The 11,746-nt window shown below is 48.0% G+C and carries 13 protein-coding genes; 7 read left to right on the top strand and 6 right to left on the bottom strand.

Features of this window, described 5'->3' with window-relative positions:
* The coding region (locus FJM67_RS17655; protein ID WP_219845954.1) for a hypothetical protein at nucleotides 1-246 on the bottom strand (246 nt) is incomplete at its 3' end.
* 107 nt (nucleotides 247-353) lie between these two features.
* Between FJM67_RS17655 and FJM67_RS10490 the strand changes: the two genes are divergently transcribed.
* Both FJM67_RS10490 and can read left to right on the top strand, forming a co-directional pair.
* A complete protein-coding gene (locus FJM67_RS10490; RefSeq protein ID WP_235890034.1) occupies nucleotides 354-1,181 on the top strand; it encodes a putative RNA methyltransferase in 828 nt (275 codons plus the stop codon).
* An 11-nt stretch (nucleotides 1,182-1,192) separates the two neighbouring features.
* The gene (gene can / locus FJM67_RS10485) at nucleotides 1,193-1,864 is read left to right on the top strand and encodes a carbonate dehydratase (protein ID WP_140589086.1); all 672 of its coding nucleotides are present in this window, start codon (nucleotides 1,193-1,195) and stop codon (nucleotides 1,862-1,864) included.
* Nucleotides 1,865-1,940: 76 nt separating this feature from the next.
* Here can and FJM67_RS10480 read toward each other — a convergent pair whose 3' ends face one another.
* A complete protein-coding gene (locus tag FJM67_RS10480; RefSeq protein WP_140589085.1) occupies nucleotides 1,941-2,897 on the bottom strand; it encodes a LysR family transcriptional regulator in 957 nt (318 codons plus the stop codon).
* A 183-nt stretch (nucleotides 2,898-3,080) separates the two neighbouring features.
* Here FJM67_RS10480 and FJM67_RS10475 point away from each other — a divergent pair, with 183 nt between their 5' ends.
* The gene (locus FJM67_RS10475; RefSeq protein ID WP_140589083.1) at nucleotides 3,081-4,268 is read left to right on the top strand and encodes an ROK family transcriptional regulator; all 1,188 of its coding nucleotides are present in this window, start codon (nucleotides 3,081-3,083) and stop codon (nucleotides 4,266-4,268) included.
* Nucleotides 4,269-4,270: 2 nt separating this feature from the next.
* Nucleotides 4,271-5,119, top strand: coding sequence for a TyrR/PhhR family helix-turn-helix DNA-binding protein (locus tag FJM67_RS10470; protein ID WP_140589082.1), 849 nt, complete (start codon nucleotides 4,271-4,273; stop codon nucleotides 5,117-5,119).
* Between the two features lie 39 nt (nucleotides 5,120-5,158).
* Here the strand turns inward: FJM67_RS10470 and FJM67_RS17530 are convergent, their stop codons facing one another.
* From FJM67_RS17530 to FJM67_RS10455, 4 genes are all read right to left on the bottom strand, one after another.
* On the bottom strand, nucleotides 5,159-5,314 hold the full coding sequence (locus tag FJM67_RS17530) for a hypothetical protein (protein ID WP_181161476.1): 156 nt from the start codon (nucleotides 5,312-5,314) through the stop codon (nucleotides 5,159-5,161).
* A gap of 106 nt (nucleotides 5,315-5,420) precedes the next feature.
* Nucleotides 5,421-6,242, bottom strand: coding sequence for an HAD family hydrolase (locus FJM67_RS10465; protein ID WP_140589080.1), 822 nt, complete (start codon nucleotides 6,240-6,242; stop codon nucleotides 5,421-5,423).
* Between the two features lie 19 nt (nucleotides 6,243-6,261).
* On the bottom strand, nucleotides 6,262-6,609 hold the full coding sequence (locus tag FJM67_RS10460; RefSeq protein ID WP_140589079.1) for a HopJ type III effector protein: 348 nt from the start codon (nucleotides 6,607-6,609) through the stop codon (nucleotides 6,262-6,264).
* 18 nt (nucleotides 6,610-6,627) lie between these two features.
* Nucleotides 6,628-7,839 (bottom strand): Bcr/CflA family multidrug efflux MFS transporter, encoded by a 1,212-nt coding sequence (locus FJM67_RS10455; RefSeq protein WP_140589077.1) that lies wholly within the window; start codon nucleotides 7,837-7,839, stop codon nucleotides 6,628-6,630.
* 213 nt (nucleotides 7,840-8,052) lie between these two features.
* On the opposite strand from FJM67_RS10455, the gene FJM67_RS10450 reads away from it, so the two are divergent.
* From FJM67_RS10450 to FJM67_RS10440, 3 genes are all read left to right on the top strand, one after another.
* Entirely contained in the window at nucleotides 8,053-9,894 is a 1,842-nt protein-coding gene (locus FJM67_RS10450; protein ID WP_140589075.1) for an ABC transporter ATP-binding protein, read from the top strand.
* Nucleotides 9,895-10,070: 176 nt separating this feature from the next.
* On the top strand, nucleotides 10,071-11,048 hold the full coding sequence (locus FJM67_RS10445; protein ID WP_140589074.1) for a dipeptidase: 978 nt from the start codon (nucleotides 10,071-10,073) through the stop codon (nucleotides 11,046-11,048).
* Nucleotides 11,049-11,158: 110 nt separating this feature from the next.
* A complete protein-coding gene (locus tag FJM67_RS10440) occupies nucleotides 11,159-11,704 on the top strand; it encodes a DUF5943 domain-containing protein (protein WP_140589072.1) in 546 nt (181 codons plus the stop codon).
* The last annotated feature ends 42 nt before the right edge of the window (nucleotides 11,705-11,746 follow it).

Below are 11,746 nucleotides of genomic sequence, written 5' to 3'. Positions count from 1 at the left end.
GGGTAAGTGCCCGAGCGTAAGCTTGGAGCACTCACAGCCGGGAACACTGTTCGCCCGGCGATATGGAATATTTTTCCATACAACTAGGAACGGTTGAGCATCGTCATCAGACAGATATGCTACTAAGTTACCAATGCCAAGAGGTGCAAGGCTTTTTGTATGCTTAGCCAATGGCCCAGGATGACTTCTTGGCATATCTAGAGCGTCAAGGGGTTTTCCCCCAAGCAAGCGATCAAGCGGTATCATTACACTGATCTTTCACAACACTCGGCCCAAACTCGGGCTGGTTTGCATTGAATCGCAGGCTCGCGAGCAATACACTAGCCGCCTAGCTCGAAGTAACGGAAAGAACTGTGCCTTCCTTTGAAATGTTATTGTGTCCACTGGACGCTGCTCCATTAAGCCGTACCGCATCAGGTCTAAGCTGTCCGAACGGACATAGTTTTGATTTTGCCAAAACTGGCTACGTCAATTTGTTGCCAGTGCAGAACAAACACTCCAAAGATCCAGGCGACAGTAAAGCCATGGTCAGCGCCCGACGTGAGTTTCTTGAAAGTGGTCTGTATAGCCCAATAGTAGAAGAAATTTTGCGTTCGAGATCAGCAGATTTATTATCGAGAGCCATTACCGTTTTAGATGCTGGCTGCGGGGAGGGGTACTATACCACTCGAATTCATGCCGCTAATGGTGGTGGAAGTCGGGTATTTGGTATCGACATCTCTAAATGGGCCATTCAATCCGCTAGTAAACGCTCCAAGGAAATTGCTTGGGTCGTCGGCTCGAATGCCCGCATTCCATTACCGGATGCCAGTCTGGATTGGCTTGTTTGTACTTTTGGGTTTCCCATATTCGAAGAGTTTTTGCGAGTATTGAAACCTGGCGGCTGGTTGCTAATGGTTGATCCTGGTGCTGATCATTTGTTGGAAATGCGTCGGATTTTGTACCCCACGCTTAAGTCATTTACTTTACCCTATGGGGAGCAGCTTGCGGGCTTTAAGCCAGCTGAAGTCACCACTGCGCGCTATCTTGCTCAGCTGTCTAGTCAGGCGCAAATTTCACAATTATTAAGTATGACCCCGCATCAACACAAATCCCCTAAAGCAGGACGAGATGCCTTGTCGAAACTAGAGCGGTTAGACGTGACCGTGGATGTGTGCTTGCGCTGGTATCAAAAACTTTAAGGATCAAACCTATGTCAAAAATACTGCCAAACCTTTTTGCGAAAAACCGGGCATGGGCGGCAAAAGTTAACGCCGAAGATCCAGTATTCTTCGAGAAACTTTCCCAACAACAAAAGCCCGAGTATCTCTGGATCGGGTGTGCAGACAGTCGTGTCCCTGCTAACCAAATCGTCGACTTACTCCCCGGTGAAGTATTTGTACACCGTAATATTGCCAATGTGGTGGTGCATACCGATCTAAACTGCCTTTCTGTGATCCAATATGCGGTCGATGTGCTTAAGGTGAAGCATATTATGGTGGTTGGGCATTACGGCTGTGGCGGTATTAAAGCGGCCATGGAGAATGGCGAACACGGCCTAATTGATAACTGGCTGCGCCACATAAAAGATGTTTACCGCTTGCATAAGGCCGAACTGGATGGCATCAGTGATGATTGTCTGCGTTTTAATCGCATGTGTGAACTGAACGTCATCGAGCAAGTAGCTAACGTCTCAGCCACCAGTATTGTACAAAATGCTTGGAAATCAGGTCAGGAGCTACATGTGCATGGCTGGTGTTACAGTATTCAGAACGGTCATATAACCGATCTGGATGTGACCGCTTCTAGCGTAGAGGAAGCCCAGCGCCAACTGGATGGGGATATGCCCACCCTTGCTAAGGGTATCGACTACCACTGTCAGTAGTTATTGGTGGCTATATGAGCAAAACGGGAGCGCATGGCTCCCGTTTTGATTTCTAGGCAAGCATCATCAGGCTAAATCAACCCAAATCCGCATTCTCAGCGATAGCGCGAGCGCAGCCTGAGATAGTCGAGCGCAACCAAATATGCCCCGGATCATGTTGGAGTAAAGGGCTCCACAGCATTTTCAGTTCGACCGGAGGAATAGTAAAGGGAGGTTCGACGACTCTTACCTTGTCATTGCCTTCCATCAAGCGAGTCGCTAGGGAAGGGAGTGTGGCAATAAGGCCAAGTTGCTCTGTCGCACGCATGGCTACATTGTAGTTCCGAGTAAATAAACGGATATTACGTTTGTGTCCTAGCTCTGCTAAAGAACCATCCACCCAGCCCAGCTTTTGTACTTCTTCGGGTTGAATGCCAACGCCGACACCGAAACCGGTTTTGCTAACCCAAACATGTTGGGCGGCCAGATATTCTTCCAGCGTCAAGCTATCGGAAAAAGTGTCGTTGGCAGGCACCAAGCAAGAGAAGCGATCCACCCAAACCGATTTTTGGTGAAACGACTGGGGTAACTGCTCGAAGCGGTTGATCACCAAGTCTACTTTGCCTTTCTCCACATCGTGGAAACTCACATCACTGGGATTCATGACATCCAGAATGACCCCCGGCGCTTCCGCTTGCAACTTCTGCATCAAGGGGGGAATCAGAGTCGCTTCGGCATAGTCACTCGCCATTATACGAAATACTCGGGAGCTAGAATCCGCATCGAACTCTTGCCCTAAGTGGAGTACTTCATCGACCGATTGTAGAATACTCTGCACTCTAGGCTGCAGTTGAATTGCCAAGGCAGTTGGCATCATGCCATCGCTGGTTCGTACCAGTAGCGGATCATGAAATAAATCACGCAGCCGACGTAGACCGTTGCTCATGGCAGGTTGGGTTATGCCTAGCTGATTGGCTGCGTGAGTCACATTTTGCTCACGTAACAACGAGTCTAGGTAACGAAGTAGGTTCAGATCTATTTTATCTAACTGCATAAGGAAGCCGTATCCAATATGGTTGGCGGATAATACTGTATTTAACCCCATAAATGAAATTGAATAGACCCAAGTCACGACCTATGTCGGAGTTTCTTGGATTAGTGGGGAATATTGGCAGGTAAAAATCTGGCATTCGGTGCCCAATAGCGATAACTTAAATTTATTTGGTTGGGATCAGGTATGCGCAACGCAACCAGCACCTCTGAACAAAGTCGTTTGTTTAATGAACGCATTATTTTAAACGTGATTCGTAATGAACCCGGTATTGCCCGTGCTGATATTGCCCTCCTTACCGGGTTGAGCGCCCAGTCCATCTCGGTGATTTGCCATTCCCTGTTAGAGCGGGAATTGATTCAGGTACGGGGTAAAACCAAAGGCCGCCGCGGACAGCCTCGCATCGAGCTAGAGCTTAATGGGCAAGGTGCTTTCGCCATTGGCATTAACGTTGACCGTAACAGTATTAGCATAGCTTTGGTTAATTTCTTGGGTGAGGTCATCTACACACAAAGTTCAGCTTGTCTGTTTCCTGGGGAAGTAGAGGCAAAAGCAGTTGTTACCGAGCTGTTGGAGCAAGCACGGCAAGAGTTGGGCGATTATTGGGTGAAAGTGGCTGGCATCGGCTTTTCTTGTCCTGACTATATGGATTGTTGGTTAGAAACCATGTTGCCAGCCCATACTTCCACCAGTGATATTCGCCGCATCGCAGACCGGGTCAGCTACTGGCAATACGAGAGTTTTGAAACGTGGCTGGGTGAACAGACGCAACTACGAGCCTTGCGAGAAAACGATGCTGTGGTATCGGCATTGGCGGAGAAGTTTCTCGCCACGAGTTGTCCATACTTTTTGTACTTCTTCATTAGTATTGCCACCGGTGCCGCCATTGTCAGTGACGGGGAAATAGTTCGTGGCGCCGATGGGCGTGCGGGTCACTTTGGTTTAATTCCCTTGATGGACAATCCCTTTGGCAGCTGCATTGTGGAAGTGTTGTCGCTCAGTGGTCTGCGTCGCTATTTAGAGCAAGCAGGGATAAACTTGTCAGACGATTGGTTAGTCACCCCATCGCAACAGGTGATGGCTGCGACTGAGCAATGGGGGCAGGTGATTGCTCCCATCGTGGCTCCGGTGTTTGCGTCTGTGATCGCCATGGAAAATCCGCAGCTAATGCTGTTTGGGGGGCATTTGCCCCAATGGTTGGCGCAATCTTTATTGCCGCTAATAGAGCAAGCTACCGCAGATATTAGCTTGCTTCCGGTGCCGCCTTTTACCTTGGCAAAAACCGCGCATTTTAGTGGTGCGATCGGTGCGGCATTATTGCCGCTATACGATACCTTTGCTCCCCATAAATCCGTACTCATTCGTCAGGGCTAGGGATGCGACTAGAGATTCATTGTCAAAATCGTCTCGGGATGGTGCATGAGATTTTAGATTTATTTCTATTACACCAGATCGACTTGCAGTTGATTGAAGTGGGAACCCACAGTGATCAGCTTTATGTGGGTATGCCGGATGTAGCGTTCGCACAGTTGCAGCTACTACTCGGAGCGATTCGACGTATCAATGGCGTTCACGATGTGAAGGTAGTGCACTTTACGCCAACTGAGCGAGCCCACTATGCGACGTGGCATTTGCTAGAAGCAATGCCTGATGGTGTGGTTAGTGTTGATTTGGGCGGCCGTATTACCTTGGCAACCCATCAGGCTGCACGAGATTTAGGGCGGAATGTGGCAGAGCTGATCGGTAGCAAGATTGCGGATGTTGCCCCTGGCTTGGCTCGTGTTGATTGGCGTCGGGCAGGGTCGTTGGGCAGTAAACGCATACGCATCAATAGCCAACTGATTTTGACAGAGTTTAAACCCGTCACGATTCCCAATGACGAAGGGGAGCCAATTTTGGCTGGCGGTGTAATCTTTTTGCGCAGTGCCAAGCGCATCAATCGACAGCAAGAGCGTTTGCTAGCCACAACAGAGCAATTCGACGGGGAAGTGTCCAATACTATGTTGGCGCATGCTCGTAGTAATGGCGAAAACGAAATGAGCTCGGTAAGAGTCGAACTCGTTGAGGATTCGTTGGAAAAAACCATAAAGAACTTCGAGAAAAAGCTACTGGAAGGACTCTTTCCAAGTTACCCAAGTAGCCGGAAATTAGCCAAGAAGCTCGGAATGAGTCACGGCGCTATTGCACTAAAACTAAGAGAGTACGGTATTAGCAAAAAGACTTAACAATATAGCCCAGGGTAAACTGGGCTATCATGATGGATATCAGTAAGAGCGGCGCTGGCGAGTTCTTCGCTGTTGTTCGTTTTCAACTTTGATAGGTTGCGGCTTAAGTTTTGGCTGGCTGAGCTGTTTGGCGGTATGTACTAAGGCCAATGCTGCCGCACTCATCACTAACGCAAACACTAAAAATTCAGCCATGATCTTTCTCCAACTTCAGTTTCTATCATTACTATGGGACATTACTGAGACTAGGTAAAGCAGAAAATGTTTCAATTTGTATTAAAAAATAAGGATATATGTAGCTCTACAAACTAAATCTTTGCACCAAGAATTTCGCGACGCCATCTTCATCATGGTGTCCAATGATATCGTGGGACGCCTGTTTTACATGGTCATCTGCGTTTGCCATGGCGTAGGCTTCATGGGCAATTTTGAACATAGGCAAATCATTGTCTCCGTCGCCAAACACAATAATATTGCTCGCCCCTAGTTCTTGTTGTAACTGCTGAATTGACGACCCTTTGCAGGCTTGCCGGTGATGGATATCAAGCCAGTAGATATCTGGATGGTAAATACCGCCACCGCTGTAGGCACTGAGGTGTGGTAGGCTGTGACAATGGCTAACGATATGATCTAAGGCAGGTTTGGGGCCCAGTGCACTGAGATTGATTATCTGTGCCTGCTCCGGTAATGCGCTTAGAGGCGCTAGCTTCAGCTCTGGGTGGGCCTTGAGCTCTGCGTAAATATGCTCTGCCTGAGAATTGACTAGGCGAGAGTAATACGCAGTCTGTTGACCGTGCTGATCGAGACAGAAGACAAATGGTGTCACATCGGCTTCGGTAAATGCTGCTAAGGTCGAGTCGATTTCGGCCGGCGTTAAAATGCCCTGATGGCGATAATACTTCTCTTGAGGGTGCCACCACTCGACACCGTTTTTGCAAATCAGCCAGTTCGGAAAATCATGATCAGCAATACACGATTGCGCTGCCAAATGAGTGCGGCCAGTCGCAACCGTATAGTGGATGCCGCGCTCGTCGAGGGCTTTTAATACTTCGATCGTGAATGGAGAAAGCCGCTGCTGTTTATTTAACAAGGTGCCATCTAAGTCAAAAACTACCAGCTCCATACTTCCTCCGAGGGTTAACTTATTTGCTAGTGAGTGCGGCTGCAGTGAAATCTACGCCACCCCAACCGTGTGCCATAAACTGGCGAATATTTTGGTGATCGCTGTTATCGGGATGTTGCAGTACATCCATACGATAGAAATCACCAAATAGATTCAATGTTTCGTCGACAGTCAGTTCATTCAGCTTAGCAAATGACAAAATTTTACAGGAGCCATTATTCTCGCCGACACCATTATGCTGATCACCATTACGAAAAGCCGTCGGGGTAAAATTATAGTGTTCATCAATGGTGGCGATAACGTCCCGAAAATTTACTTTTTCCGGGCTGGTACGTACTAATTTAATCAGTTCAGATACAGATAACATAAAACAAACCTTGATCAATTATTGGGTAACTTCGAGTGAGGCAAAGTCACCGCTTCGTTCAGTTCGAATGGTCCAAAACCAAGCTAGAATGGCTAGGGTAGCACAGCTTGCCATGACTACTAACATCGGAGTTTGCGACCCGTCATGAAGGGCGCTAACAATCGCTCCAGATAAGGCCCCAGCGGTAAAGCGAAAAGTACCAGCCAAAGCGGTGACGCTGCCATTGTGCTTGCCCGAGTAGCGCATGGCGCCAGCCATCAAGCCGCCCCCCAACACGCCCATAGTGCCCGTGTATAGCATGCAGCCGAGCATAATCGCGATAAGGGGCGGCATATCTAGTACTGCTAAAGCAAACAGTAGTATTGCACTAATCGCTAGAACATGGATGCCATAGCGGGTCAGTTTTGGTAGGCCGAGTCGATCTACATAGCGTCGGTTTAGTGTGGTCGCTATCATCATTGAAACAACATTCAGTCCCATATAAAAACCGAAATACTGCTCAGGCACATGATAGAGCTCGATATAAATAAAGGCCGCGCCAGTGATAAAGCACATCAGACCGGCAAAATGAAATGAACCGGCAACGATGTATCCCATGATTACCGGATGCCTAGCTAAGCGTCGGTAGTTCGAGAGAATGTTTCGAAGGGAAAGCGGAACCCGGTGTTCCCGTGGAAGAGTTTCAGGAATATTGCGCAGAAATAGCGCCATACCAATAAGCGTCAACACCGCAAGAAAAACAAAAATGTAATGCCAGGACAGAGTGACTAGAATGACTCCACCGATAATGGGAGCAGCCAATGGCGCTAATGCCATCACTAACATGACCATGGACATGGCCTTGGAAAACTCTTCGGTACTGAGCCCATCTTTTACCAATGCGGGGATACTCACCGCCACCGCGGCACCACCTATGGCTTGAATGACGCGGCCAATAATCAGCATGTCATAGGCCTGGCTTAAAGCACACCAGAGACTTCCCGTGGCAAACACGATCAAACCGAAATTGATAATCTTACGGCGGCCCAAGGCATCAGAAAGGGGGCCAAACACCACCTGAAGTAGGGCAAATGCCAACAAATAGACACTCAATGTTAACTGAATGTAGCTTATTTCCATGCCCAGATCGCTGGCGATGGTGGGAATGCTAGGTAGGTATGCATCTATCGCCAGAGGCGTTAAGCCTACTAATAAACCGAGGATGAGATAGATGGGAAGTGAGAGAGTCATGTTATTCCTAGAAACAGATTTGTGCTGGGGATTATACCAGCGTGTCGGGTAGTCAATGTGAAAACACGGGGTAATCGCAGTTTTATGCACTAAAACCACATGAACTCAGGTTACTTTAGAACCAAAGATGGCGTGGCTGTGAAACTAGGATTTTACCGAGTGGACAGACTCCACTACCATGATGGCGATTTTATTTTGGAAGAATGACACATTATGTTGAAGCGTTTTGAAAAGTGGGTGGGGCCTTATCCTGATCTTGACCCCCAACAGGCCCCAAAGAATCTATTTGCCTTTTGTTGGTACTATTCCAAAGGTGTCAAGCTGCCTTTGATCGTTATGTCATTGCTAACGGCTACCAGCGCCATTCTAGAGGTGGTGTTGTTTAGTTTCATGGGGCAGCTAGTGGATTGGTTGGTGACCAAGCAGCCTGATACTTTCTTGCAGGAAGAGTGGCTGCACCTGCTAGGTATGTCCCTGATGGTATTGGTCGCCATGCCACTGGTGACTTTTTTACACTCGGCAGTGGTACACCAAACCCTGTTGGGCAACTATCCCATGCGTATTCGCTGGTTGGCCCACCGGTTCGTGCTTCGCCAAAGTGTTAGCTTCTTCCAGGATGACTTTGCCGGTCGGGTTGCTACCAAGGTCATGCAAACTTCCCTTGCCGTGCGCGAAACGGTGATGAAGCTAATGGATGTACTGATGTATATCCTGGTTTACTTCATCTCTATGTTGGTGCTCATTGCTAACGCTGACTATCGTCTAATGTTGCCCATGCTTTTGTGGCTAGCTGGCTACATCGCCTTGCAGTTGTATTTTGTACCACGTTTGAAAAAGATCTCGAAAGAGCAAGCGGACGCTCGTTCTAATATGACTGGCCGCATCGTGGATAGCTATACCAACATCACTACGGTGAAACTGTTTGCCCATAGTCAACGGGAAGCTGTGTACGCCAAAGAAGGGATGGATGAGTTCTTGCAAACGGTTTACCGGCAAATGCGCTTGGTGACCGGTCTGAACCTAGGGGTGCAAAGCTGCAATTATTTGTTGGCGTTTGTTATCGCAGCGGTAGCGATTGGCTTGTGGCTAAATAGCGCCATTAGTGTCGGGGCAATTGCCATTGCGGTAAGTTTAGCTTTGCGTCTCAATGGTATGTCCCAATGGATTATGTGGGAAATCAGTGCCCTGTTTGAGAATATTGGTATGGTCGCAGACGGGATGGGAACCCTATCGAAACCCCTTACCATCCTTGATGAAGAAAATGCGCAGCCACTAAATGTGCCCCGCGGCGAAATTCGCTTTGACGATGTGGTGTTCCATTACGGTAAGCAAGATCGCAAGGTGATCGAAAAGCTGGCCCTAACCATTAAACCGGGGGAGAAAGTCGGTTTGGTTGGTCGCTCCGGTGCGGGTAAATCCACCATTGTGAATTTGCTATTGCGCTTCCATGATGTGGAAGACGGGCAGATTACCATTGACGGGCAGAATATACGCCAAGTGCAGCAGGATTCCTTGCGTGCCAATATCGGTATGGTGACTCAAGATACCTCTTTGCTGCATCGCACGGTGCGAGAAAACTTACTTTACGGGAATCCTGATGCCACCGAAGAACAGATGATCGCCGCCGCTAAACAAGCGGAAGCCCACGATTTCATCCTGACACTCACTGACCCCTACGGAAACTCAGGCTACGACGCCATGGTAGGGGAGCGTGGTATCAAGTTGTCTGGCGGTCAGCGTCAGCGTATCGCTATTGCCCGCGTGTTACTCAAGGATGCCCCAATCTTGGTGTTGGATGAAGCAACCTCTGCCCTCGACTCTGAAGTAGAGGCAGCCATTCAGAGTAGTTTGTATCGCTTAATGGAAGGTAAAACTGTTATCGCCATTGCCCACCGGCTATCTACCATTGCAGAAATGGATCGACTGGTGGTATTGGATCAGGGGCGAATCGCTGAAATGGGCACCCATCAGCAGCTCGTGGAGCAAAATGGTATCTACGCTAAGCTCTGGGCTCACCAAACAGGTGGCTTTTTAGCGGAAGATATCGGCGAATAAATTGTTACAAGTCACACCACCTGCCTAAAATAACTGGGGGTGGTGTCGTTAACGGATCATTTTGTTGCCTTTGTCGGTTTTAGTACGGCCAGCGTCGTATTCAGCCACCACAGTCCCAAGTGCTCCTCTTACACTGGATTCATCTATCCTGATAAGACCTGAAAAAGGAAAATACGATGAATGCAGCTGAGTTACATGATGACGCCATAGTGATCGATGGCTTGATTTGCTCGAAATGGAATCGCGAGCTATTTGAAGACATGGCCAAAGGTAAGCTGACTGCAGCGAATTGTACTATGTCCTTCTGGGAAGACTTTGAAGGGGCAGTTCAAAATATCGCTGACATGAACAAGATGATCGAAGAAAACAGCGATCTTCTTCTCAAAGTTCGTACCACCAAAGATATCTACCGTGCTAAAGCGGAAGGTAAAACCGGCGTGATGATGGGCTTCCAAAACGCCCACCCATACGAAGATCAAATCGGTTACGTACAAATCCTAAAAGACCTAGGCGTGGGTATCACGCAAATGTGTTACAACACGCAAAACCTAGTGGGTACTGGCTGTTACGAGCGTGACGGCGGTCTGTCTGGTTTTGGTCGTGAAATCGTAGCGGAAATGAACCGTGTAGGCGTATTGTGCGACCTGTCACACGTTGGTCCAAATACCGCTAAAGAAGTCATTATCGAGTCTAAAAAGCCAGTGGCCTATTCCCACTGCTTGCCTTCTGGTCTGAAAGAGCACCCACGTAACCGTACTGACGAAGAATTAAAATTCATCGCTGAAAACGGTGGTTTCGTTGGTGTGACCATGTTCACTCCTTTCTTGCGCGCCGGTGTTAATGCAACTGTCGATGACTACGTAGAAGCTATTCAATACGTCTACAACATCGTTGGTGAAGATGCGATTGGTATCGGTACTGACTTTACCCAAGGTCACGGTCAAGATTTCTTCGAATACCTAACCCATGACAAGGGCTATGCGCGCCGTCTAACTCGCTTTGGTGAAATCGTAAATCCAAAAGGTATTCGTACCATTGGTGAATTCCCGAATCTGACGGAAGCACTATTGCGCCACGGTTTCACTGAACGTCAAGTGCGTAAGATCATGGGCGAGAACTGGGTTAACCTGCTTAAAGAAGTTTGGGGCGAATAAGTCCCAAGCTGTATTAGTTAGAGTGGACCTGGGGAATAGTTCACGACCTCTTTCGCGCCTCAGGTCCACATTTTTATTTAATGACATAAAGAAAAATTAAGGAACAAATCATGGGTGTACATGCGCCAGAAATGCCGATCCTAGTTGATGATGAAACCGGAGTGTGGACAACCGACGCGTTGCCAATGCTTTACGTACCACGCCATTTCTTCGTTAACAACCACATGGGTATCGAAGATGAGATTGGTACTGAGCGTTACGCTGAAATTCTATACAAAGCCGGTTACAAGTCTGCTTACTACTGGTGTGAACAGGAATCAGCATGCCATGGTATCTCCGGTGCCGATGTTTGGCATCACTACCTAAAACGTCTTTCTCAGCGTGGTTGGGGTTTCTTCATCACTGAAGAATTAGATATCGAGAAAGGTACTGCCAAAGTTCGCCTAGAGAACTCAGCATTCGTTTACCACTACGAGAAAATCCACGGTAAAAAAGTAAATCGCAAAATCGACTACATGTTTACCGGTTGGTTTGCTGGTGCACTAGACCAAATCGCTGAAGCACAAGGCCTATCTGTTCGCACTAAAGCGGTTCAGACCCAATGTGCCGCAGAAGAAGGTTGTGATGTTGGTTACTTCGAAGTAACACCACTTTAAATATATAAATCGTAAATTAGTTTAAACCTAGACGGGGTTCCA

The organism is Maribrevibacterium harenarium, assembly GCF_006385675.1.
Taxonomy (GTDB): domain Bacteria; phylum Pseudomonadota; class Gammaproteobacteria; order Pseudomonadales; family Marinomonadaceae; genus Marinomonas; species Marinomonas harenarium.
This window is presented reverse-complemented; position numbering and strand designations above follow the sequence as displayed.